Raw genomic sequence first — 24,480 nt, 5'->3', positions numbered from 1 at the left:
CATGAAAGATGACGTGTAAGTGCGCATTGAACTCATTTTATTTGTTCTTCTGATGTCTCTTAAATTCATTTTCAGTGTACTATTTAATATTTGTTTATGCAACCAATATGTTGACTTGCTTTCATCATTATGTTATTCTGTGTTGAAATAAATAAATAAGGTATTAGTAAGGGGTGTAAATATGTCTTTAAGCAATTTAGAGAAACAACAACAAAAATTGAATAAGTTAAATGAAAAAATAAAGAATGAAAAAGAAAAGATTGATAAAAATCTGGGTCATGAAATAATCAAGCTCTCAAATTTAGATTACTCAAATTTGGATCAAAATAAAATTAAAGATATTTCAAAACAAGTAGCTGATTTTTTTAATTCAGGTAGTGTTAGCATTAATGATGAAAATAATTCAAAAGAAAATGATAGTAATTCATCTACAAATGTTAGTGATAACAACAATGGTATATCTTGAAATAATTAGAGGTTTTAGCCTATGAGTAAAAAATTAAATCAATTGGTTTCATCAAAAGATAAACTTCAAAAAAAAATTGATCAGGAAGAATTTATTTTACGCCAATCAAAATATTTTGAAAACTCTAAAGCTAGAAAAGAACGTACCCGCCTTTTAATCCAAAAAGGCGCCCTACTAGATAAATACTTTGAGACTGAAAGTTTATCAGTTGATGACACAGAAAACCTTTTAAAAATATTTTCTAATTACGTTAATTCAAATAAGCCTGATAAATATAAAAAGGATAACCCTAAATTTTAAGGTTATCCTTTTTTATTGTCTTATCTAATTTTCCAGTTATTGTTGGGTTATTTTCAACAAATTTTTCTAATTGAGTTTGTATTTTTTTTGAAAAGGTTACACCTTGATTAATCCATGGATATTGTTTCAAGTTATTAATTTCAACTTGATTATGTTTTCTTGTATAGACATTGACAAATCTTTTGCTATTGTCATAAATAAAAACATTATCACTTTTAAACGAAACTACTGGCAAGTTATTATAGGATTGACTGTAACTCTTTTTAATCGTTTCTTGTGGTATACCATGACCGCCATTTTCAACTCTTTCCTGTACTCGATCAATAGCCATTTCAGCACTATTAACTGTGACATACAGTAGTGTGACTTCAAAACCCTTTTTATGGGCTTCGTCAATCAAATTTAATTGTGCTTTACCACTACCGGCAAGTGTTATTTCCACATGAATACTTTTACAATTATTGAGAGCGTCATGTAATTGCTTGACTTCTTCACGCATGACTCTAAAGTTGTCAATTTCTTTTCTCCAATCGCCACCCATTTTTTGCAGAATTTCGTCAGCATTAATTCGTTCTGTGCTGTTAAATAATTCAGGTTGTAATCGGTATAATGTACTTTTTCCTGCTCCGTTTATTCCTCCGATAATCACATATTTTGGCTTTTCCATAATTAAATAACAAACTTTTTGTCTTTAAGTAGTTCGTCCTGTTTTTTATCAAGCGCATACGTATAAATTGCATGTAAAACTTTTTTCTTGTCGGGATTTTTCTCGTTTAAAGCATTATCCATTAATACTTGTAAGTTTGTTTTTTCAGCTTCTAACAATAATTCATCAAAAACGTTTTGGTTAGTCATTATATTTCCTCCTGCTAAATGTATTTGTTTCCTAAGTCAATTATACAATGGACTAATTATTTATGCCTTCCTGAATTGCTCCTTATTAAGCGTATCAGGCGTTTTGTAACTTAGCGCTTGTTTTTGTACGTCATTCAAAAAGATAAGCTTACATGCTTAATTAGAGGCTTCTTTATTTCTTTTTGCCATTACAGAGTTATACCAATATCCAAAGTAGTTTTTCATAGAGATATATAGATAATTTTCAGGACTATTAATTTTTTTGTTTTTATTATCTGTGTTTCTCATGCTATTAAAGTATCTTCTAAGTGTAGTTGTAATGCCTTTCTGTAATTCTGGCTCCGTATCCATGATAATGGTTACTGGACGTCCTGTTTGTTTCTCAATATCTGCTTGAATGTCTTTTCTTGCATTTAATATTATGCCAATAAAAGATCTCATTTGTTCTGGGGTTCTTACCCAGTAGCTGATTAGTTGAATTGTTTCTGGTTCAAACGGCATGCTATTATCTACGTTTTCTCCAGTAAGATATTTGTAAGCATTTGAAACTAGATCTTGGTTTTGTTCTTTAATTTCAGATTGAGAAAAATTTTTGGAAGAAAAGTCAAGCTTTGCAGTATCTATATTAGTATCTATATTAGTATCTAAAGGTTGTAGATATAGATTGCGTGTGATTTTCACATTTCCGCTTTTATCAACGTTTTCAGAACTTGTATTATTTGCTGTTTCTGGAAGTGTGATTTTCACATTTCCGCTTTTATCAACGTTTTCTGGAAGTGTGATTTTCACATTTCCGCTTTTATCAACGTTTGAGCTATTTACTTGCTTATAAACATCTGTGGCTTCAACCTCTGGACGCAATAAATATAAATGATTGGGTTTATTTACTCCCATTCTTTTTTGTAATAACAATCCAACGCTGTCTAGCTCTTTCTTTATTTTAATCACTTTTTGATTGCCACTAGATAATAAACTCATTAATTCATCATTAGTGAAAATAAAGTAAATATTATCGTTTTCATCTACCCAATTGTTACGTATAGAATAGTTAAAGCGATCTTTTAACAACGCATAAGCAACTTTTGCGTCATTACTAATTCCCTTGTATAGAGGATTAGTAAAAAGGACTTTTGGTAGTTGGTAAAATGTTTCTCCGTAAATCTCTTTTGCTTTATAAAAGCTTTCTTCTGACATAATTAATACTCCCTTTCGATTTGAAAGGAAAATAAAAATAGTTGCATTATTTTACAAATTCTTACATAGTTGCTATAATTTACTAGCAACTAACAAATACATGAGTTAGCAACCGAACTTGTCCGCCCGACAAGTTTTTTATTTTCCTTGAATTAATAAAAATAAAAGGACTAAGTAGATTAACCCTACTTAGTCCTTACATTCTATAAATTACTATTCTTGTAGACTTGCCACTTTGGGTATGTCTACGGTATAATGAAAGTAATCAAGAAAATAAATATTCAATTAACTTTTACTTGGCGGTTAAAGTTAATTGGACTAAGTAGCTGGTCGAAGCTACTTTCTAAATTCAAGTCTTAATCCTTTGGATTAGGACTTTTTTTTAGTTTTCTTTTAATTCGTATTAAGTTGTTTTCATTTTAGCATAAGGCTTTGTAATCAGCAAACCTTACTTACTGTGGTATGACCGTGGTTGAAACCAAAAACTGATTGGTGCAAACATTAAATAGTACGTTATAAATAACAGAATTGACGTGTGGTTCTCGTATGGTTCATTAAAAATATACATTGGTACGGTTGCAAACATTAAGCCAAATATGCTAATTAACCAAACCAATATATGACCTAGACGTATTGCTGAACGGCTGTAATTTGTTGTTTTTTCAAGTTTTACCTGTATTAGATACTCTAGTGGGAAAAGTAACTTACGTAGCAAAAATTGGCTATCTTGTTTGCTTGAACGCATAAGTTTTACTAAGGGTAAAAAATAGATACAAGATAGATACAAATAAAGCCAAAAATTTATTAGATTTTTTTGCATGACTTACTCTCCTCTTTTCCCTTGATTACCCTTTTTTGCTGTTAGTTTTGAAAATTATTTATCGTGTTTTTGAGATAATCTTTGTTTTTCTTTTTCTAGAATTGTTAATGTTTCTTTGCAACCTTGCAATGAATATTCTGTTCGTTGTAAATATGCTGACAAAACTTGATCCCTGTGTGCTCCTCCACGGTGTTTATACTTAAACAAATCATCTCTCACTGTTTGGCTTTTAATGCTGTCCCCTAGCTCATCAATATGATTGTATTGATTATTTAGGCGCTTCACAGGCTTGTCTATCATGTTTTTCAACAAGTATTGAATTTCTAGCATATTTTCAGTCATTTCCTCTATTTCAGAAATTGCACTATCAATTAATCGTTGTTCTTTTGTATACATAAAGTCTGCCTTTTGTTTTCTGGTAGCAATGCTTATTTGTCAAACTCTTTTTTTAATAATTGTTCCAAATATCTTGAAGCTGTTAGCTCTTTTTCTTTAGCACGATTAGCTAGTTCATTGGCAATATCTTGCTTTAACGTGTAAGACTTAGAAATTCTAGGTGCAGGACTTTCATTAACCGCTTTGTTATTCATACTACTTTTTAGTTGATCCATTTTATCTTCAAATGCCATAATTTTAATCCTTTCTATTGCATATCATGCTATGTCATGATATGACGTGCCCTGATGTATTGTACTATGCTTCCTGATTAGTAAAAGTATCAAAGATCTTGTCGATGTTGTCGAAAAAATCTTTTGCTTTTTGAGTTGAATTTTTTTCTTTTTCCATATTAATCAGTGGTTCATGATTAAGAGTGGTCTTGTTAAATATCTCCCTTTCAGGAATTAGTGCAATAGTTCTGGTGTCTTTTTCCATTTGTACTACAAACTCATGTGAAGATTTAGTATTATGTTTTATTCTGTTGCCAATAAATTTGAGTTTTGCTGTAACAAAACTTTGTCGACTTTCAACATTAATTACATCTTGTTTTAGTTGATCCATTCTTAGTTCCAAATTACTTTTTGATATAAAACCATATTCACTTGGTTCAATCGGACTAAATACAAAATCTGAAATTACAATCATATTTTGTGTGATAGTTGAAAAATCGGGGTGTGTATCTATTAGTACATAGTCAAATTTTTTTAGTTCGTTGTAATTATCCGAAAACCACATGTACATTAATAATTCTTTGTTGGCTCTTGTTTGAAGTTCGTTATTAATAGTATCAAGTTTCATAGAAGCAGGAATAATTGATAAGTTTTCATGCAACTTAATAATTTCTACTTTCTCACTATCTTTTGTAAAAATATTAGCTAGGGTGCCATGATCTTTATAAATGTCATAGGTTTGGGTTAAACTGCATTGGTGGTCGCTATCAATCAGCAAAACATTATAGCCTTTGCTGGATAACCATTCACCATAATTAAAAGTTAATGTTGTCTTGCCAACACCGCCCTTAATTGCAGAAAAAGTAATTATTTTCATAGTAAGCCTCCTTGTTTATAAGTACATTATATCATATCATGCTATGATATGCAATGATATATTACAATACGTTATATGCTCTGAAATTTAAACAAAAAAGTTGTCAAAGTAACTTTTAATAAAAGGGCTGATGATAACTAAAGCTGTTGCTACTAAAAAGAAAACTGCAACATATCTAATGATGGTGCTTTTTGATTTGAATGCTTGAAAGAGTAAAAAAGCAATAGACATAATCTCTAACATTAACATAATTAACCTCCTTTTGAATTATCTATTATTCATGTTATAGCATAATATGTCATGCTATAACATGCTATGTCATATCTTTAAATCGTCTTTGTTGCGTTCGTTCGCTTATGCCAGTTTTTCTAGCAATCATTTTGTAAGTCATGCCTTGCTGACGCAACTCATAAGCTAAACGTATTTGTTCATCTGTGTAGGTTTGTGGGCGTCCCTCACTAAAATAGGGGTCATTCCGCTTAGCATATTCTTTTCCCTCGTGTGTCCTTGTCACAATCATATCTCTTTCAAATTGAGCAAAGGCACTGAAAATTGTAAATATAAGTTGTCCTGTGGGGGTGTTATCAATTATTCCCATATTAAGGATATTAACTTTGATATCACACTTAAATAGGTCTTGAATTATATCAAGGGCTTCTCTAGTATTGCGTGCGAAGCGGTCTAATTTTGTAACAATCAGTGTATCATCTGTTTTGATTACATTGAGCAACTTGTTAAATTCAGGACGTTCAATAGTCGTACCAGTAAACTTTTCTTTATAGATTATTTCAGCACCTGAATTTTTTAAGCTCTCAATTTGATTTTCTAGTTTTTGATCCGTGGTACTCACTCTGGCGTAACCATATTTCATATTATTTCTCCAATCGGTTTTATATCGCAAATTTGGTACTTTTGCAGTAAAAAAGGGTATATATTTATGGCGGTAAGTTATGACGCATTCTAACACCTTTAATTATAAGGCACAAAAAAAGGCGACACAACTGTTAAGTTGTGACCTGAATGAAAGGCTTTAATTATTATATTCGACTTTCGTGAATGCCATCATATCCTTCTGCTTTAACAACATCTATAGTGGAATGACGTTATCAGAATATTCGTGTATTAACTGTTTACCCGTTAATCATTGCTGAACCCGTAAAGCCAGTGTTTTAGAGCATTAATTGGATCAGTAACATCGCACATTGTTCTATCAAACACCTCTACTGAATGCATATCTTTCTTCACGTTTCTGAAATGCACGTTTTCCACCCTCTAAGACTTCGCAAATTTCGGTTTGCATAGCTGGATTTTCGATAGGGCCTTGTCTATATTTAAATTTTCGTCCTTTACTTGTTTTGGAATCCATCTCTTCTGAAGCTAAAGTCACACATTCACTGTCTCCGCCAACCAAAACGTTTGCATTGTGAGTAACGACAAATAGCTGTCGGTGTTGTTTCTGTTGCCTTAAATAAGAAACGAGTTCATCATAGATAGCCTTATTATCAAGCTCATCTTCAGGCTGATCGATCAAAAATGGCTTATCATCCTTGTCCAAACTTAGTTGCATCATTAACAAGATAAATGCCTGCTTACCCCCGATACTCTAAACAGGGGGATTAAATACAACGCCTGTGCCTGAGCACGGGGTATAAGGATTAGCATGACGGCGCTTACATAAAAATTAACTGTTACTGACATAGAATGGATGTAACCGTTGTTGGCTCCTATGATGTAATTACGGACAACTTGTTCACTATAATTATTTCAAAGGAGTCTTTTATTATGACCATTAAATATTCGAATCGATACTCGCCTGAGTTTAAGTCATCTATCATGTTACTACACAAAAACAACCGCTCAGCTGATTTCTTAGCTAAGGAATACAACGTTAGTGTCTCCACCGTTACTAAATGGATGAATCAGGCTGATCCCAATAATTCCAAGGTCCCTTCGGATCATGAGTGAGCCCTAATCGAGGAGAATCGACGACTTAGGGAGGAACTCGATATTTTAAAACGAGCGGCATGCTATTGACAAAAAAAGAATGGTGAGAGAGCGAACGGTCATCTTAGAAATGATTTAGGCTAGTTTACAAGCCCAGCACCGCATTCCTCATATTTTAAAAACGCTAAAGTTTTCCAGTTCAACGTATGATGGTTATTGTCATTGGTAACCCAGCAAAACTTCTCGTCGGAGTCAATTAGTCAAGCAACAGTTACTAGCTATTTGGCTTAAATATCCAATGTATGATGGTAAATTACAAATTTAATCTGATTTTTTTGGCAAATTGGTCAACATAACTTGGTAAAGTGTTTGTCAGTTGGGTACTTTAAGCGGTCTCTGATTAATTTGTAGTAACGTAGTTGTTAAATCTTGAGTACCAATGTGTTCAAAACAATTCTATTTAGGGTAAAAATAACGTAAGTTCTGATTAAATCGTTCATTACTGCCGCGTTCAGCCGGCGTGTAAGCATGGCAGTAATAGGTCTAAATACCGTATTGTGATTCAAATGATATTAGATTGCTAAACTCAGTGCCGCAAGGTAGATTGTAAAATCAATCCGAAGGAAGTTTGAACAAAAACTATTTTTTAAGTTGCTCAAGCCTATTCGACCTTCACTCTTATTACATGTATAGAGCCTACTATTCATTAGAGAATAGGCCATCAGCATAACTGGCACATATAAATCAACTGTTAACCAGTCAATAGTTTTGGCGACTACTACCATCATTCTATCAATTCATTTAAATTCTTATATCCATCAGCAAGTATTAGCATTCTAAATCTAGTGGAATAATAGCTAAGTTAAACTTATATACTGGGCGCAAAATATGTATTCACAACTGCCACCATGGCTATTTCAAGTATGTTTTACATTAGCACTTCTTGTTAGCAAAAATGGTCCATAACAATGTTAATGATTCCACATTGTTATAGACCACTAATCTATTTAAGCAGTTCATCAAAGGTTTGATTAACCGTCTCTTGATCACGATTGTTCGTAAAGACTTTAACTGATTGTAAGTCACTCAAATCATTGGCAACTTCCTTCGTCGCATAAATCATAACTGGGGTGCGCTTCGCAAACTGGGTTTGGACTAACGCCACATTACCAACTACCGGGGTGCCCTTCGTCTTTTCGGTAATCCGCCACTTATACAACTTTTTCATATTCAAAACATGTTTTGCCCGCTCATCAGGATCATGCACAATATGATAGGCCATTAACACATTATCAGCCATGTTGATTCCTCCCATTATTGGCCAGTAGTCATTTCTTAACACCATTAGTATACGTGCTGAGCCCTCAAACTAGCAATTATTTGAACCAAGCCACCAATCGATCAAACCAAGCTTGGTGATGACCAGTTTGGGCCATCTTAACTACTTTAGTAACCGTTGACTTAGGTGCTGGAGTCGTTGGTTTTGCTGGGTTACCAGCATACTCCGCGGTTTTATCAGCCTTTGGCGTTACGGTTAGCTTACCGTCCTTATTGCACGTTGATGCTTGTCAAAAACTTGGCAACCTTCTTTCGTGGTAATTATTGCAACAACCCTGCTCGTCGTCTTGGATCCGGCAGACCTGGAACTGAATCTGGCTATTCGGGGCTGGTGCCCTCTGTGTGGTGACAGCAGCATGTATATCAAACCTTTACCATCTTCAAACACGAAATTAGCTTGCATACTGTTTGATAAATATCGCCTAATTTGGACAATCCTACTGAACTATTGCAGGTGGCATCAGTTCATACAGCCAAGTAAAGCCAATAAGGTATACCCTAGTGGCCTTTTTTGATCCATTATCAATGGCTTTTTAAATTAGGGCCTAGTACTTTTGGAATGGAAATACTTTCCAACACCAAAAATTCTAGACCCAAATAAATTTACCTACGGGTTATTTATCAATTAACTTTGATAGATAATAACCAACTACAAATCCTAAAGTATTAGCAAGCACGTCATTTATAGGTAGCGTCAAGAATCTTGTGTAAATGAAATGCCTTCGTACATATAATATGTATCTAACTTAAATAAATGATGCTTCCAAGGTGTCCTGGAGTCCTTTGAATCCTCGGTGGATCCGCTTCAGAGACTTCTCGTTATAAACATTAAACTGAGAAACCAGGAAGCGATCCAGTGAATCTTCCGTTGGAAATTGTTCTTTGTGGTGGGTGGTGCGCTTGAGATGCTTATTAAAGTTCTCAATCAGGTTAGTGGAGTATAGTGATTGCCGGATAGCTGGTGGAAAGTCCATGAAAGTGAGTAAATTCGGCATTTTAAGCAGATCTTTGATTAATTTGGGATAGGTCTGATGCCAGTTGTTGGCGAACTCATTCAGTTTCAGTTCGGCTGCTTCACGGTTGGCGGCCCGATGAACTTGTTTAAAGTCACTGATCACGGCCTTGCGGTCTTTTACGCTCTCAAAAAAATAGCTAATTCTTAAATGCTGAGCAACAAATACCCAATTAAATCAGCAACGTGTTATGATCAAAATATCAGTGGGAGGTAAAATTATGACAGAAAATTTAACATGTGAATTTCAGCCCAAGCAACCAACGACCGTTACGCAATCAACCGTAACAATTGATAAACGTTTTTCAACCAATGAGCTACCAGTTGAAGCTGGTCGCTATCGCTTGATCCTTGGCAGGTTTTGTCCCTGGGCAACTCAAGTAGCGATTGAAATTGATTACTTAGGATTAGATCAAGTAATTTCCAAGGGTGTCATTTATCCTTTGCGCCGCAATGGAATCCAAACTGATTGGTGGTTTGGTGAACGTGATGATTTCGCAGATCCAGTCCTAAAAACAACGCGTCTATCGCAAAATTATCAGAAAGCTCTGCCGAGTTTTGAGGGCCGTTCTAGCGTTCCAGCGTTAGTTGATATTAAAACTGGGAAAGTCGTCAATAATGTTACCAATACGCTTTTAGATGAATTGGCTTTGAAATGGGGACGTTATGCCAATGAGAAGCAGATCGAATTTTTCCCGCAAACTCGGATTGGTGAATTCAAAACTGCAGCAGCTGATATTTTAGAAAACATCAATCGTTTGCCTGGGAAAATTACAACCGTTAAATCACAAGCTGAGTATGAAAAATTAGTGCAGATTTTTTTTGATCATTTAGCTAAATTTGACCAGGTCTTGCGGCAGCAAAAATACTTGTGGGGTGATAAGCTAACGCAATTAGATGTTCGGCTGTACGTCACTTTGCTAAGGTTTGATTTAGTTTATTATTATCAAAATAAATTAAGCTTGCACCGATTAACAGATTACCCGGCACTTTGGGCTTATGCAAAGCGCTTGGCCCAGATTCCAGCGTTTAAGAACTATACAGATTTTGAAGACATTAAAAAGCACTTCTATCAGCAAGATGATCGGCCGATTACAACCTTTGAGCGAGTGATTCCATTACTAGATGAACAGAAGTGGTTAAGTTAATTTGAAAAAAGGCTTGACAGATTTTTTTGAAAGAGGCAGATTGCAAGAAATAACTTGAACGAATTTAGTGACGTAGATTAAGCAAGAAGATCTCGATTGGTGTGTGCCAGTTAAGACATTTAAGTGGTCGTTAATGAGTTCAAAGAACTCCACAGAGCAAAAACACGTGATGAAGCCCAGCTAATTTTAAATCGTTTTATCGATCATTGGGAGTCAAAGTATCCTCGAATGGTTAGAAATTTAGCCAGTACGTCTAATTTACTAACCTTCTTAGAATTTCCTCCGAGTATTCGCAGAACAATTTACTCAACGAACATTATTGAATCATTCAATAAAAAGCTGAAGCGCAAGACGAAAGTCAAAGAACAATTTCCAAATGAATCAGCACTTGACCGTTTCCTTGCGACAATTATCTTAGAGTACAACGAGAAATACTTCGGCAGAGCTCATAATGGCTTTAAGCAGTGCCAAGATACTTTAGAATCAATGTTTTAAGCTAGACAAAATGATACGAAGAAGTCTTCTTGTTATTTACACAAACTTCTTGACGCTCTCGTCCTTTTTGGATGGTGTTTTTATTTGGTCAATCGGCTAGACTAACAAGCCGATATTTTGCGTGGTTATTCTTTTTGCATTAGACTTAAGTTATAATTCGAATTCAGATTAGGAGGATCTCTATGAAGTTTGATATTGTAGTTGTCGGTGGTTCAACGGCCGGATTTTATTTGGTGAAGGCATTACGGACTAAAGGTTTTTCAGGTAGTATTTGTTTAATTGATCGCGAAGACGCACTGCCTTATAATCGTTATAAATTATCTAAAAATTGGCTGACAGGCAAGAAGTTAGATGCACCTATTTTTAAACCGGAATCGTTCTTTGCTGAAAATGAGATTAAGTTACAATTAAATACCGAAGTTGTGGCGGTTCATGATGAGAAGAAGAAAGTTGTCACAGCAGATCATCAAGAAATTACTTATGGTCAACTTGTTCTAGCTATGGGTGCAGAGTCACGTCATTTGCACTTGCCTAATGATGACGCTGAAGGAATTTTTTACTTAAGAAGTTATCACGATGCGATCAAGATTAAGCAGTGGAGCGAGCAAGTTAAAGATGTGGTCTTAATTGGCGCTGGGTTTATTAGTTTAGAATTGGCTAGCTCCTTTAGAAAGTTAGGCCTTAATGTCACAGTTGTTGAACATGGTCAACATCCATTGGGACGTGTAGTTGGTCCACAGGCTTCAGAATATTTCGTTAAGATGCATCAAGAACAGGGCGTCAAATTTGTTTTAGGTAGTGGTGTTGAATCGTTTACGCATGACCAACAGCATCAAGTCACTGGGGTGGTAACTGATACGGGTGCAACAATTCCTGCACAAATGGTTGTTGTTGGTGTTGGTGCAGTTCCTAACACGTCAATTAAAGCAGATCATTTGGAATTAGGGCAGAATATTGTCGTTAATGAATATGGCGAAACAGCACTGAAAGATGTTTACGCTGTTGGCGATGCTACTATTTGGCCGTTCCAGGGTGAAGAGATTCATGTGGAACATTGGGAAAATGCGCAAAGTCACGGTAAAAATGTTGCCGCTAATCTGATCCAGCCACAAAGTCAGCCTTATGATGTCTTACCATATTTTTGGACAGATCAGTATGATCAAGCCTTTGAATATTTAGGTCATACGACTAAGTGGGATCAAACTTTTATCCGCGGTAATCTTGATTCTGGTAAGTTTACAATTGCTTATGTTGATGAAAATCAAGTACCATTGGCTATTTTGTTTGCTAATGGTAATGACGAGCGTGCTGACGTTACCGAATTAATGTCACACCGTCAACCATTAGATTCAGAACGGTTTGCCGATACTAATCAGCCATTATCCACGTTATAAAATGTGATTTTTAAAAGAAGGTTCAAGTTGTTATGCCACAAATTAAATTAATTCGCACTTATGATCAAGCAGCAGTTAAACGGGCATCTGGTTATAAAATTTTAGTGGATCGCTTGTGGCCTCGGGGGCTCGCTAAAGCTGATTTACCTTATCAATGGTGGCTTAAAGAATTAGCGCCAAGTTCTGAGTTAAGGAAATGGTTTAATCATCAAGAAGAGCGCTATCCTGAATTCAAGCAACGCTATCTTGCTGAAATTGCCGCCAATCCATTAAGTGCAGCGGTGCTTGATTTTATTAGTCTCTGTTTACAAAGTGAAGATGTAATTTTAATTTATGGTGCCAAAAACGAGCAACACAATCAAGCTGTGGTTTTAAAAGCATGGTTAGAACAAAAATTGGAATAAGTTATACCTGATAAAAAGCTTGGATCACTTGATTCAGGCTTTTTTATTTAGCATTAATTGACTTGTTTAGTTAAGAGCATGAAATATAAGTAAAGTCATTAATCAGCGTCAAAAAATCAGAAACTGTCAAATCTTTTGTGTAAATAGATCTTTCTCATAGATTGATTTTTTATTCTTTATTTAATCAAAGTAAGATTCTAAGGTGTTCTGAACCTGACCAAAGCCTTTGTGGATTCGCTTGAAATATCGATCATTGTAGCTCATTGCTTGTATTCCAATAAAAGTATCAAGCGACTGTTCAGTTGGAAACTCTGCTTTAGGTTTGGCTTTGCGCTTAACAACATTATTAAAGGATTCAATCATGTTAGTTGAATAGATTGAACTTCTGATCTGTTTCGGATAGTTATAAAAAACTAGCAGGTCCGGCTCGATGTCTTTCAGGTTTCTTATGACATGATTATAACTCTTGTCCCATTTGGCATAGAAGGCATGCAATACATCAACAGCAGCTGCTTTATTGGCTTGCTGGTGAATCTGCTTGAATTCGTTCATAATTGCCTCACGGTCTTCTACACGTACTTTAGCGCAGATATTACGCATGACGTGAACCAAACAGCGCTGGAAGTGAGCTTTAGGATAAGTTTGCATTAGTGCAGTTTTCATACCCACAACACCATCTGATAAAAATAATTCAACTTGTTTAAGGCCTCTGCTTTTCATATTTTGAAGCAACTCCGTCCAGACTTCGATATTTTCGCTAGGAGCTATGCAATAATCGATCACTTCTTTGTGACCGTTGGGCTTGATACCAATGGCAATATATACTGCTTCTCGTTCAAAAGTTTCTCGACGCAACGGTATATACGTTGCATCAAGATAAACACAAAAGAACTTATCGCTCAGTTTATGCTTGTGATAAGCCTCAACTTTAGGAATCATTTGCTTAGAGATATTAGACACTTGAGCGGGACTATAATGGCTGCCATACATTTTTTCGATCAAATTAGCTATTTCTCTAGTGGTTACACCTTTAGAATAAAGCTTTATAACCATATCTTCTAAGAGATCAGTATGTTGTTTATAGTCTGGCAGTGTGTGTTGATGAAACATACCATTGCGATCTCGTGGCACCTGGATTTCAATTGATCCAAACTGGGTATCAATTTTACGGAAATACGCGCCATTTCTAGAATTACCAGTATTCCAGCCGTCTCTTGCATAAGGATCATAACCTAAAAAGGCAGTTAATTCAGCTTCTAACAAGTCATTAACTGCTTGCTGGAGTTCTTTGCGCAATAAATCGTTTATTTTGTCTTGATTGAATAGAGCTTGAGCCATATTTTTGGTAAAATCATTCATGAAGGAGTTCTTCTTTCTGTATGTGTTTTTTGTTCAAACCAATCATACGAGAAAGGAACTCCTTTTTCTAATGTTTTTGAAAATTAATTTAAGGAATCATTCATCCTTACACAAACTATTTTACAGTCTCCAACGGTTAGCAGAACCAATGCTGGTGCAAGTGTTTCGCAATGCGATTGCACATGATTTGACACTGGAAGTGAATGCTAAAAGTATTGTTTTGCGTCATAATTTAGCCTATATGAATATGCGATTGAGTTATGGCAGTCACTTGGTGGCACTAAATTCACTTTAGGTTCTGATGCACATGAAGTGGCGCATTTCGAATTGGGCTTCCCGGAACTGAAAGACATGTTAAGACACCATGGTGTTCAATAACTGGTTATATTTGCTGGCGGCGTCGGTCAAAGTGTGGCTATTTAAAATTTATCAAGAATAGAAATAGCCTTCCGAAAATATTGAGTGATTTTCGGAAGGCTAATTTTATACCATATTTAGTTGTTACTAGTAGTTTAAATTTTAGTCATGACGATGAATAATATTTTCGCCGCCAGCTAAGTTAATGATGTTGCCGGTTAAATAGTCTGAATCTTCTGCACATAAAAAGGCAATAACGCGAGCAACATCTTCACCAGCAGCTTTTCGTTTAGTCTGATTAGGTGCAAGTTTCTGGGCTTGTTCAATGTCAGCTTCTTTAAGATCAGCTTTAATATCACCGGGGCAGACCATATTTGCAGTAATTTGATGGTCTTTTTCTTCAAGCGCTAAAGTTCTAATCGCCGCGGCCACACCAGTTTTAGCGGCGGCATAAGCACCACGATATTGCCAACCCGAGACTTGGTCAATTTGGTCAAAGCCTAGCGCAATAATGCGGCCCCAATTTTGTTTTTCCATCATAGGTACCGTTGCCTTAACTAAATAGAAAAAACTATCAAGGTTAGCACTCATCATGTCATGCCACTGGGCTGGGGTATGGTCGACGAGTTTTAATTTATCGTGAATAAAGGGACCAGCGTTAAGAATTAAAATATCTAAGTTACCAAAATCAAGTTTAATTTGTTCAATCATTCGTACCACGTCAGCTTGTTGGCTTACATCGCCTTGGTAAAGGCGAGCATTGACTTGATAGCATCGTGCCAAATCTTGTTGTAATTGTAACGCAGCTGTTTGACTGTGTCGGTAATTTAAGGCTAATTGATAGCCTGCTTGAGCAAGTTTATGGGCCATTTGCACGCCCAGTCCCGTAGTACTCCCTGTAATAAAAGCGACTCTTTTACTCATTAGTGACCTCACTTAATAGCAGTCATAAATTCTGACCGCAATTGGCTATCTTTAATGTAAGCACCACGACTAGCCAGCGTGAAAGTTTGCGCTTGTTCTTTTTTAGCGCCGCGACTTGAAACACATAAATGCTTCGCTTCAATAGCTACCATAACCCCTTTAGGCTGCAAGACGGTATCAATTGCATCGGCAATTTGATTCGTTAAGCGCTCTTGAACTTGGAAACGCCGCGCGTAACCTTCAACGACCCGTGCAATTTTGGAAAGTCCGGTGACTTTTTGATCAGGAAGATATGCAACGTGAGCTACGCCAAAGAAGGGTGCAAAATGATGTTCGCACATCGAATAAAATTCGATATCTTTTACAATAATAGGATCATTTTGTTGAATATCAAAGACTTTTTCTAGATGGGCAGTAGGATCTTCGCGGTAACCACTGGTGTATTCAAGAAAGGCTTTTACCACACGAAAGGGCGTTTTATCTAAATCGGGATTATTGTCGTCTTGACCACAGAGAGCCATTAAAGTTTGCAGTGCTTGTTCGATTTGTTGAACATCAGTTAACTTTTGCTGTAATAGTTCTGAGTTATTTGCAGTTTCGAAAAAATAGCTGGCAAGTAATTCAGCTTCATTGTAATGATCATTGTTTGTTGTCATGATATGAATCTCCTAACTCAATAATAACTTAAGTCTACTTCAAGTTCATGATTTTGAACAACGATTTGTTTTCAACTTTGCATCAAAAAAGACGAGTCTGCTCCTATACTGAAATTTGGTACCAAATTCATTAGATTTTGTGTCATAATGATAAAAATCAGAATAGGAGTTTTTTTTATGAAATATTATTCAGATGAATTTAAAAACAACATCGTTAAGCTTTATCACAATGAAAATCGTTCAAAGAAATCCTTAGCCAATGAATATGGGGTTCATCCAACCACCATCAGTCATTGGATCAAGCGGGCCAAATTAGTTGAACTACCTGACGGTGGCGTAACGAGTGTTGAAGCCTTCAAGCAACTACAGAAAGAAAACCAGCAGTTAAAAGAAGAAAATGAAATTTTAAAAGCAGCGGCGGTGTTACTGGGAAGGCATTAGGCAAAGTTAAAGCCATAGACTTTATCAACGAACAATTATGTAAACACCGCCTCTGGATAATCTTGAAAGCCTTAGGGCTTTCTAAAAGTACGTATTATCATTGGAAACACTATCAGATAAGTCGTCATGATAAACAAGATACGATTTTAAAAAGCCAGATCTTTGATGGGTAAGACAACTTGTTGCATAAGCTGTTAGTTCCTTTACTTTAAAATTAATTTAGTTGCAGAAAACTTAAAAATCGAATATTATAATGTAGTACGATGGTAAACTTAAAGGAGGCGGATTAGTATGAGTAATACTATTATTAAAAACAAGACAATTTCAACTCGTGTAACACCTGACATTAGTGAACGGGCTAAAGCTAATCTAGCAAAACAAGGGCTAACCGTTTCTGAGTATATACGCTTATCGTTAGTTAAAGCGGCCAATAATGAAGTTCGATTAGTCAGCTTTTTAGATTCTCCGGAAGCCTTAGCCGCTAAAAAAGAAGCAGAAACAGGGCAGGTCAAAAATATTGGTTCATTGACTGACTTTGAAGATTGGATCGATAAGTTAGATGCAAATTAAACAGGCCAAATCTTTTGAACGTGAATTAAAAAAACTAGTCAAAGAACATTTCCCAATAACTGTCTTGAAGCCTTGTTTAGAAGCAATTGTTGAACAAGATGTACTTGTTTTGAAACAGATTAAAGATCATGCATTAAAAGGAAATTGGCGTGGCTATCGTGAATTTCACCCTGCCAGATATGGAAACTATGGTAAAAATTATGACAACTGGATTGTTATTTATCAGCTAGATCATGATGAATTGATTTTGTTATTGGTTGCAACTGGCTCCCATGAAATCTTGAATCAATAACTATAGTTTAGGGGCACTTATAAAAAAATAAATTAAAATAGCCCCCAATATCTATAATATAGATATTGGGGGCTATTTTAACAATGATTTTGAGGGGCGATTTGTATAATATCACCCCTATTATTATAATTGATCCGGTAGCCGTCTTAGGGTCATTACCGTAAAATTAAATTAAAAAATTGAAACATTACATCTTAGCTCATATCTTTGATATGGTTATTTACATGATCGATTTCTTCATTTGAAAAATGATATTTTTTGAATAGCTGAGTATCTAGGTTATTAGCAGATGTATCAAAATTCAAATCAGAATTAAGCGAAAAGTCCTGCATAGGTACGAATAAATAAGTCGATCGAGTTCCATTCTGATTGGCTTTAGCTAGACTAATCAAAAATCGGACAAACTTAGTATGTAGATATTTTTCCACATTCTCCGCTTGTTTTTTATTTAACTCTAGTTCCGCTCCAATAACTAGATATGTTTCTGTTGCAATTTCATTTTCCCCAACAATTATTGTGTTTAGATTGTCATCATTTAAATCTGTTCCGATGTTATTGGCGAACGGCGTTAATATTTTAACTCTATCAACCCAGTCAGTATTACGAACTATTGTATCTCGGTCAATATATCCCAATTTACCACCGCTTGCATGTATTTTTACAGGAGAATTTATATCTTTATCAGTGATCTTAAAATCATTAGTTTTGGTAAACGTAGTAGAAAAACCAAAAGGATTACGAGAAGAAACATAATGTGACAGCATATTTTTAGAATCAATATCTAATATAATGCTATTATTTTTTACCAAACGATTAATAATTTTATAACTAGTATTACTGCTTATTAGTATGTTTAGTCCGTCAAAAGTAAGGGGGCGATTTCCTGATTCTTTCAATTCAGAATTTTTGATAGTTTGTATCAAAACACCATCTTTTTCGTTATTATAATGCTTATTCCAAAGAAAGTAATTAACCCCTCCTCGTAAATTAGCTGTAGGAAATACTTCTTTTGGTGTTACATAATTGACTATCTTTTCAAGAGACACGTCATTTAGCATTTTAGTTCTAAATGAGTCTAGTCCTTTCCCACCAGTAAACCATACACTGGGCGTAATTAACGTTATAAATTCAGGTTTTAACTCAATAGATAACTCTATGAAATGGTGATAAAGAGGCTTAGCACTTCCGTTACCACTATCGTTATCATTCTCTTGATAAGGAGGATTACCCACTATGACATCAAATTTCATTATATTCAATCCTTTTTGTATTTCCTCTATGGTATCCGATATATCTTCACTAATTTTTTTATTAATTTCTTCTACATATAAAATATTAGTTGTCCAATTATTATATCCTACTAGTGTGCGCTGCGTGATCGTTTTGGCCATAGGTGTCTTAGCAATGACGTAAATATTTTCTCTCAATATTTCTTGTATTATTTTATCTTCATCAATCTTGCTGAATTTTCCTGCCAGATCATCATTTAGCTTATTTCGTTTTTGATAAAATAATGAACTTGCTACATAGAGAGGATATAGGCCTGTTTTAGAATTTATTTCAAGAATTTTAGTATTGTCCTCAAATACTTCTTTTGTGATCTCTGTATCAACCCAAGTGATCGAATCTTGCCCATTCAATGTGGTATTTTCAAAGTTTTCATCAAAATAACGCAATCCGCCAATTGTTTTAGAAAGTTGTAGATTAACTACTCTCCATGGAGTTAAAACAGTTTCTTTATCTGGGTTTTTGAATGTTCCGAAAAGTTCTGCAATTTTCTCTGCTCTTTCTGTATATTCTAAATCATCATAAGACTGAGCCTTCTGTCGGATAATTCGACCAGCTTCGACAAATACCTCTGGATCATAATACTTTGCGAACCGCTTAAAATCAGACTTTTCAATTCCAGTTGGCATAAATTCTTCCCATGAAACGCTATCAACATGATTGACAAATTCATCAATCCCCATTTCCTTATCAATCTCTATAGGCATACCATAAATCATCATTGGAATTCGTATGGAAATCCCACGCAAAATTGAGATCATTGTTTTTCGTTGTTTTTTTGCTTTTTGGATTTTTTCAATAACTTCTTTTTCTTCTGCAGTACGTTCTCGAGGCTTCTTTTTCTGGGCTTTTTCTCCTTTTTCATACTCTTCATCCGTTAATCCATTGACGTTGATTTCAACTTTCTTCGGTAATCCTGATAGGTTAGTTTTTCCAACAATTTCTTTCAAGTTATTAAAATCATTCAAATCTGCTTCATTAAGCGTAAGTAATTCATCATTGTAAAGTGAATCATCTTCAAATCCTGAACGAACAGCTTTTTCCGCATAAACTTTTTTTAGTTGGGTAAGCATTTTATCAACATTAAAAACCTTCATACCGTTTTCTGTTTGTCCCAAAATAGGCATGAAATTTAGCAATTGTGTCATAGATGCTTTTTGTTGTATTGTATTTTTCTTTCCCACCCCAGAATTAATTTGTACACTTTCAGCCATGACAGTAAGTGCGCGATCTGGCGCAAAATCAAATATATAAGAATTTTTCTTCATTCCTAGTTTTTCATGAGAAAATGGCGTCTGTGCTCGGAAGGCAGCCTGAAGATAATTCATAGCACTATTAGTGTTGGAAAGAAAAAGAACAGCTGTCCATGCCGGAATATTAACCCCCGTTGTCAGTTTACGAACAGTAAGTGTAATGGTTTTACTCTGACTCGGATCTCCTATTGCTTGCCGCACTTTATCCAAATCACCTTCTGTTGCAACTTCGTTTATATCTGACTTATCATCTTTCACAACATTGACAATTTTATATTCATTTCCAAAAATCTGATGCTCATTAAGTAACTTTTCGAAAGCGTTTGCTTCTTTAACTCCAGGTAATAACCATAATGTATGCCGCAATTCGTTACGATATTGATTAGTTGAAAAGGGATAATTAGTTTTACTATTTTCGTTAGTAATATTATCTAAGAATGACTGAATATCAGACTTATGAACGAACTCATTATTTTCATTCACACGAAAGAATTCACGGAAATTAAAAGATTTTGACTCGTCCGAAAAACGTTCTTTATTCTTCATATCAAACGTAAACATATTAACTCTTGGCAATGATTCATAAGGATTTTTCTCTGTGGGATGTTCCAATGAATAACGGAGTTTCGCCGATTGTTCCATTGTGTAATCCCATGTGTAAACAGAGTCCTCACTATACTGATCTTGAATATTGAACGGAGTGCCACTCAATGACAACACTTTGGTATTGTCCTTTTCAAGTGATTTCAATACATTTTCTGCAAGTTCAGTCTGTGTCCCCTCATGTGCTTCATCAACGATGATTAAGTCCCAGTCAACATCAGAAAACTCCTTCAGATTAACTTTCCCTCCTCCATAACGGAGCTTTTGAATAGACACAAAGTAGATAAATGGCGTGTTTCCTGATTTTAGATCTTTCAATTTAAAATGTGCACCATCTGAACCATAACGATATCCTTCTTCAGCCATGTTCATTTTTCCAAAATCCTCAAACCAGGAATCAGAAACTACCGGACGATGGGTCATGATCAAAACTTTAGAATATTTTTGCTCTTTTATAAGCTCTAAGGATGTCAAAGTTTTCCCAAAACGCATTTTGGCATTCCATAGCATTTTTTTATTCTTTTTGAAATTTTTTCGAGTTTTTTCTACCGCTAATGATTGTTCTGGACGAAGAATAATATGATCGTCAGAATTTTCTTTTTCAACACTATTTAGTGCAGATTGACCTTCTTTTACTGCTTTAATTGCTAATTTGGCTGTTTCTAAATCTGTTTTAAACCATTCTGCTCCATCTAGGAATTGCGGACGCTGTATGCCTGCTCGCTTTAATACTTCATGAACATCATGGTCACTAAACCAAGTCTTTGTTGATTTTTTCCATGCTAACTCTACCCACTCCAGTACAAATGGAAGCCCTGAAGTCTTCATGTATTTATTAACTCTTGTTTCACCTATTTTTCTTAAAAACTCACTATTTGGCGACCAGTCCACCTCAAAATCGTCATCCGGAGCTGTAGTTTCACCTATTTTTTGTGCATCCTGATAGGCTGGAAACATTCCAGATGAATTATCGGTTGTTTGAACATAAATTACTTTACGCTCGTATGATTGAAAGAGTTTTGCAGCTTGTGGCTCTAAAAAATCTAAATATTCCTTCTGAATCTCAATGGTAAAATACTTATTCATATACCACACTAAAATAATAAAAATTTTATGAAGTACTTGCTTCGCATTTTCTTGGGTTGAGCTATGACTATTTAGATTGTGAGCTGAATCATTACCAAGACGTTTAATGTCATAAAACGCCTCAATTATAAAATGATCAATTGGAAACTTTTTAAGCTCACGCAGAATATCATTAAAGCTGTCACGATCTGACAAGCTAATTTTTTCTTTTAGAGCTATTTCTCGTGCTGTATTTTCAGCTAACTTTCTGGCTTTCGTAAGTGTGCCTTCATAATCTTTTTCTGCGTAATTTTTTTCAGCATAGTTAGCGGTTTGAAATAAATTACTTGTTTCTATTTCCAAAGTTAAAAAATCAAAATTTGACATGTCATCCTTATCCTATCTGATAAACTTGCTTAATATCTAATATTCTTGCTAAAGAAAGTTTTTCATTAGTCATTTCAAAATCAAATAAACTTAACTGACCTTCTGGAATGATTTTACCTAGAGGTTCTTCATTCTCAAATAAACTTGAAAAAGAGAATTGTATTATTTCCACTTTACTACTAGATCCCGGAACTCTTTTCCACTCATTAAACACAATGGGACTATCATAATCAGGATGTTTTTTTGTTAAAGTATTCCCTCGTACAATATTGTGATTTATGATATATATCGCAGATTTGTAAACATCTGATTTGATTTTTAATTCCTCTTTAAAAACTTCTTCATACCAATTTAAATATTGAATGAACATTCGAGAACGTGCAATATCTAAATTATCTGCTAAAAATTCAATTCCATAAATCGAACTCAAAGCAAATAATGATTTTGTTTTCCAGTGTCCATAAGTGAAATTATCAGTGACAGATTTTAATTTACGTTCTAAAATTTTCACTAAAAAGTTACCATCTCCTGCGGCAGGTTCTAAAAATGTTGCATCTATATTTTCGCTAGCTTTTTTAATCCCTTCAATGTCTAACATTTTTTGAACCATCCATTGAGGGGTGAAAACTTCTCCGTGCTGTTGCACACGCTCTTTTGACTTGATTAATTTTTCATAGTCCACAGTACTCCTCCTATCTGATAAAAAGATTGCTTAATTATCCCCAAAAAAGTGCCACCATTTTTTGGAGTATCTCTTTACTTCATGCTGTTCTGCTATTTTAGATAGTTCTTTTTTAAAGAAGACCACTTCAGCTTTCAAACGTTCAATTTGTTCTCTATCATTTATCAAATCCATTTCATTTTTATCAGATAATGGTATTTAAAGAGATTTCAATTCCTTTATTTCTTCCTTGTATTCTTCGAGCAATTTTTTGTCTTGCAAAGCTAATCGCTGTTGCTGGTCTAGTAACTTATGCATTTGAGATATTTGTGAATCTTTATTTTCTAGTTGCTTATCTTTCACAGCTAATTGTTTATCCCGGTTCTCTTTAATTTCCTCAATTTCAATACGTAAATATTAAGAAATACGCCATCTGAAGATCCAAGCACTGCTGTTAAAGAAGGGCGCAGAATGCTTGAAGGTGAACAAAATACAAGTAAATAGTTAAAAAATAAAATTTACTTACTTATATATAATAATATAACAATAAGAACTTTTATGCTTTAAGTTGCAAAAGGGAACAAATGTTCGTATAATTGAAGAATAAAAAATTGAAATGAGAAATGCAATGGATCAAGATTTTAGCGCTTTAATTAATAATTACTTTCAACATGATTATAGAGATAGGGGCATTAAAAAGTGGCGTGGCTTCTTTTTAAGCGACCATACTTCTGCATTAAGGAAAATGGATCAGGACAATGTGTATAGTGAAAAAAAGTTACCCAAAATGACTACGGATAAAATATTTCATAATGCAATGCATGCACTAGCAAATTATTATACTGTAACTATTCAATTAGATGAAACCAACTTCAATCATGAAACCAAAAAAAATATATCTGGCTTCATTGAAAACATGTCGGATAATTATATTTATATTGAAAATAGAAAACTAGCCGTTCAGGATATTAGAGCATTAATTATCAATAGGTAAATCAAGCTTTCTCCTGTATAATGGTTCAAGTAGAGAAGTTAAGGCGGTGGCTTGCTCATATGTCAATAATTCGGAATGTTTTTTATCTAGGGCTGAACTGATTAGGCAACTTTTATTTTTTGATTGGCAAGACTGATTCTTTCGTTGTTGAACCAATGAATATACTTGGACACATCTAAAATTAGATGTGCAATCGATGGAAACCGGAATTGATAAATCATTTCACGCTTTAATAGGGAGTGAAAACTTTCAATTTTGGCATTATCATATGGATGTCCTAGTTTTGAATACGAATGATCAATTTTATGTCGCTTTAACAAATTTTCAAAACCAAAACTAGTGAACTGACTGCCCATATCAATATGTAAATAATTTGGTTTTTTATCAGTTGACAGCGATCTTTGTAGTGTTGTAACTACCAATTTGGTATCCATCGTGGCACTGATTTGATGGGCTAATATCTTACGCGTTTGTAACTCTAAAACTGACGCTAAATAGACCCACTGACCATTACTCAACTTTAAATAAGTGATGTCCATGCGCCAAGCGTTGGCTTCGGGTAAATGCCTGATTAAGTTGGGACGTTGACGATAATCAACAGTTGTCGTTGGTTTGTTAAATCGACGACTCATGACAGAGTATATGCCAGCTTCTCGCATTAAACGACGAACTCGGTTGGTGCCATGATGCAAATTCAGATCAGCTAATGCTAATCGCAGACGTGGCGCGCCATAAGCTTTATAGTTATTTTGCCAAATTTCACGCAACAAAGCTTT

General features: G+C 34.8%; 25 protein-coding genes and 5 pseudogenes. 11 read left to right on the top strand and 19 right to left on the bottom strand.

Annotated features, from left to right (window positions below):
• Positions 1 to 181: 181 nt before the first annotated feature.
• Positions 182 to 466, top strand: a complete 285-nt coding sequence (locus HNQ98_RS09350; protein WP_019040605.1) for a hypothetical protein — start codon at positions 182 to 184, stop codon at positions 464 to 466.
• 21 nt (positions 467 to 487) lie between these two features.
• Positions 488 to 766, top strand: a complete 279-nt coding sequence (locus tag HNQ98_RS08750) for a hypothetical protein (RefSeq protein WP_015007074.1) — start codon at positions 488 to 490, stop codon at positions 764 to 766.
• On the opposite strand, the gene HNQ98_RS08745 is transcribed toward HNQ98_RS08750, so the two are convergent.
• The 12 genes and pseudogenes from HNQ98_RS08745 to HNQ98_RS08690 all read right to left on the bottom strand — a co-directional run.
• On the bottom strand, positions 756 to 1,436 hold the full coding sequence (locus HNQ98_RS08745; RefSeq protein WP_184285058.1) for an ATPase: 681 nt from the start codon (positions 1,434 to 1,436) through the stop codon (positions 756 to 758). The two genes, HNQ98_RS08750 and HNQ98_RS08745, sit on opposite strands and share 11 nt — an antisense overlap.
• On the bottom strand, positions 1,436 to 1,621 hold the full coding sequence (locus tag HNQ98_RS08740) for a hypothetical protein (protein ID WP_019040607.1): 186 nt from the start codon (positions 1,619 to 1,621) through the stop codon (positions 1,436 to 1,438). The genes HNQ98_RS08745 and HNQ98_RS08740 overlap by 1 nt, the downstream gene beginning before the upstream one ends.
• Before the next feature lie 156 nt (positions 1,622 to 1,777).
• Complete coding sequence (locus HNQ98_RS08735; protein ID WP_015007077.1) at positions 1,778 to 2,815, bottom strand: replication initiator protein A; 1,038 nt, start codon at positions 2,813 to 2,815, stop codon at positions 1,778 to 1,780.
• Between the two features lie 874 nt (positions 2,816 to 3,689).
• Complete coding sequence (locus tag HNQ98_RS08730; protein ID WP_015007079.1) at positions 3,690 to 4,031, bottom strand: hypothetical protein; 342 nt, start codon at positions 4,029 to 4,031, stop codon at positions 3,690 to 3,692.
• 32 nt (positions 4,032 to 4,063) lie between these two features.
• Positions 4,064 to 4,264, bottom strand: coding sequence for a hypothetical protein (locus HNQ98_RS08725; protein ID WP_019040609.1), 201 nt, complete (start codon positions 4,262 to 4,264; stop codon positions 4,064 to 4,066).
• Between the two features lie 64 nt (positions 4,265 to 4,328).
• The gene (locus HNQ98_RS08720; protein WP_019040610.1) at positions 4,329 to 5,120 is read right to left on the bottom strand and encodes a ParA family protein; all 792 of its coding nucleotides are present in this window, start codon (positions 5,118 to 5,120) and stop codon (positions 4,329 to 4,331) included.
• Between the two features lie 87 nt (positions 5,121 to 5,207).
• Complete coding sequence (locus tag HNQ98_RS08715; RefSeq protein ID WP_019040611.1) at positions 5,208 to 5,369, bottom strand: hypothetical protein; 162 nt, start codon at positions 5,367 to 5,369, stop codon at positions 5,208 to 5,210.
• Positions 5,370 to 5,433: 64 nt separating this feature from the next.
• Entirely contained in the window at positions 5,434 to 5,991 is a 558-nt protein-coding gene (locus tag HNQ98_RS08710; protein ID WP_019040612.1) for a recombinase family protein, read from the bottom strand.
• Between the two features lie 339 nt (positions 5,992 to 6,330).
• Positions 6,331 to 6,714 (bottom strand): annotated as a pseudogene (locus HNQ98_RS08705) (TrlF family ATPase); the annotation flags it as partial.
• A 722-nt stretch (positions 6,715 to 7,436) separates the two neighbouring features.
• A pseudogene (locus HNQ98_RS08700) lies at positions 7,437 to 7,658 on the bottom strand (IS30 family transposase); the annotation flags it as partial.
• A gap of 409 nt (positions 7,659 to 8,067) precedes the next feature.
• Positions 8,068 to 8,364: a DUF5839 family protein gene (locus tag HNQ98_RS08695; RefSeq protein WP_019040614.1), complete on the bottom strand. Its 297-nt coding sequence runs from the start codon at positions 8,362 to 8,364 to the stop codon at positions 8,068 to 8,070.
• Between the two features lie 784 nt (positions 8,365 to 9,148).
• A pseudogene (locus HNQ98_RS08690) lies at positions 9,149 to 9,538 on the bottom strand (transposase); the annotation flags it as partial.
• Positions 9,539 to 9,635: 97 nt separating this feature from the next.
• Here HNQ98_RS08690 and HNQ98_RS08685 point away from each other — a divergent pair.
• From HNQ98_RS08685 to HNQ98_RS08670, 4 genes and pseudogenes are all read left to right on the top strand, one after another.
• Entirely contained in the window at positions 9,636 to 10,562 is a 927-nt protein-coding gene (locus tag HNQ98_RS08685; protein WP_003688755.1) for a glutathione S-transferase C-terminal domain-containing protein, read from the top strand.
• Positions 10,563 to 10,688: 126 nt separating this feature from the next.
• Positions 10,689 to 11,057: pseudogene (locus tag HNQ98_RS08680) on the top strand (transposase); the annotation flags it as partial.
• Between the two features lie 182 nt (positions 11,058 to 11,239).
• Entirely contained in the window at positions 11,240 to 12,451 is a 1,212-nt protein-coding gene (locus HNQ98_RS08675) for an NAD(P)/FAD-dependent oxidoreductase (RefSeq protein ID WP_019039876.1), read from the top strand.
• A gap of 32 nt (positions 12,452 to 12,483) precedes the next feature.
• Positions 12,484 to 12,855 carry a DUF488 domain-containing protein gene (locus tag HNQ98_RS08670; protein ID WP_019039877.1) on the top strand — a complete coding sequence of 124 codons (372 nt, stop codon included), beginning with the start codon at positions 12,484 to 12,486 and terminating at the stop codon, positions 12,853 to 12,855.
• Positions 12,856 to 13,035: 180 nt separating this feature from the next.
• On the opposite strand, the gene HNQ98_RS08665 is transcribed toward HNQ98_RS08670, so the two are convergent.
• A complete protein-coding gene (locus HNQ98_RS08665) occupies positions 13,036 to 14,214 on the bottom strand; it encodes an IS256 family transposase (RefSeq protein WP_068222488.1) in 1,179 nt (392 codons plus the stop codon).
• A 148-nt stretch (positions 14,215 to 14,362) separates the two neighbouring features.
• On the opposite strand from HNQ98_RS08665, the gene HNQ98_RS08660 reads away from it, so the two are divergent.
• The gene (locus HNQ98_RS08660; protein WP_221429602.1) at positions 14,363 to 14,509 is read left to right on the top strand and encodes a hypothetical protein; all 147 of its coding nucleotides are present in this window, start codon (positions 14,363 to 14,365) and stop codon (positions 14,507 to 14,509) included.
• A 224-nt stretch (positions 14,510 to 14,733) separates the two neighbouring features.
• On the opposite strand, the gene HNQ98_RS08655 is transcribed toward HNQ98_RS08660, so the two are convergent.
• Positions 14,734 to 15,495: an SDR family oxidoreductase gene (locus tag HNQ98_RS08655; RefSeq protein WP_184285050.1), complete on the bottom strand. Its 762-nt coding sequence runs from the start codon at positions 15,493 to 15,495 to the stop codon at positions 14,734 to 14,736.
• Positions 15,496 to 15,503: 8 nt separating this feature from the next.
• Positions 15,504 to 16,151 (bottom strand): GTP cyclohydrolase I FolE, encoded by a 648-nt coding sequence (gene folE, locus HNQ98_RS08650; protein ID WP_019040193.1) that lies wholly within the window; start codon positions 16,149 to 16,151, stop codon positions 15,504 to 15,506.
• A gap of 177 nt (positions 16,152 to 16,328) precedes the next feature.
• Here folE and HNQ98_RS08645 point away from each other — a divergent pair, with 177 nt between their 5' ends.
• The 3 genes from HNQ98_RS08645 to HNQ98_RS08635 all read left to right on the top strand — a co-directional run bounded on the left by HNQ98_RS08645 (position 16,329) and on the right by HNQ98_RS08635 (position 17,454).
• On the top strand, positions 16,329 to 16,592 hold the full coding sequence (locus tag HNQ98_RS08645; protein WP_002823325.1) for a transposase: 264 nt from the start codon (positions 16,329 to 16,331) through the stop codon (positions 16,590 to 16,592).
• 291 nt (positions 16,593 to 16,883) lie between these two features.
• Positions 16,884 to 17,162: a plasmid mobilization protein gene (locus tag HNQ98_RS08640; protein WP_003625288.1), complete on the top strand. Its 279-nt coding sequence runs from the start codon at positions 16,884 to 16,886 to the stop codon at positions 17,160 to 17,162.
• On the top strand, positions 17,152 to 17,454 hold the full coding sequence (locus HNQ98_RS08635) for a type II toxin-antitoxin system YafQ family toxin (RefSeq protein WP_019040192.1): 303 nt from the start codon (positions 17,152 to 17,154) through the stop codon (positions 17,452 to 17,454). The genes HNQ98_RS08640 and HNQ98_RS08635 overlap by 11 nt, the downstream gene beginning before the upstream one ends.
• Positions 17,455 to 17,648: 194 nt before the next feature.
• Here the strand turns inward: HNQ98_RS08635 and HNQ98_RS08630 are convergent, their stop codons facing one another.
• The 3 genes and pseudogenes from HNQ98_RS08630 to HNQ98_RS08615 form a co-directional block, all read right to left on the bottom strand.
• Positions 17,649 to 22,049 (bottom strand): Eco57I restriction-modification methylase domain-containing protein, encoded by a 4,401-nt coding sequence (locus HNQ98_RS08630; protein WP_184285049.1) that lies wholly within the window; start codon positions 22,047 to 22,049, stop codon positions 17,649 to 17,651.
• Positions 22,050 to 22,056: 7 nt separating this feature from the next.
• Positions 22,057 to 22,731 carry an N-6 DNA methylase gene (locus HNQ98_RS08625; protein WP_019040190.1) on the bottom strand — a complete coding sequence of 225 codons (675 nt, stop codon included), beginning with the start codon at positions 22,729 to 22,731 and terminating at the stop codon, positions 22,057 to 22,059.
• Between the two features lie 201 nt (positions 22,732 to 22,932).
• A pseudogene (locus HNQ98_RS08615) lies at positions 22,933 to 23,109 on the bottom strand (DUF536 domain-containing protein); the annotation flags it as partial.
• A gap of 229 nt (positions 23,110 to 23,338) precedes the next feature.
• Between HNQ98_RS08615 and HNQ98_RS08610 the strand changes: the two are divergent.
• Complete coding sequence (locus HNQ98_RS08610) at positions 23,339 to 23,704, top strand: hypothetical protein (protein ID WP_015007089.1); 366 nt, start codon at positions 23,339 to 23,341, stop codon at positions 23,702 to 23,704.
• A 101-nt stretch (positions 23,705 to 23,805) separates the two neighbouring features.
• On the opposite strand, the gene HNQ98_RS08605 is transcribed toward HNQ98_RS08610, so the two are convergent.
• Positions 23,806 to 24,480 (bottom strand): IS3 family transposase (locus tag HNQ98_RS08605; protein WP_184285047.1); only part of this gene is annotated, 675 nt, incomplete at its 5' end.

This window comes from Leuconostoc carnosum (assembly GCF_014207505.1).
Classification (GTDB): Bacteria; Bacillota; Bacilli; order Lactobacillales; family Lactobacillaceae; genus Leuconostoc; species Leuconostoc carnosum.
This window is presented reverse-complemented; position numbering and strand designations above follow the sequence as displayed.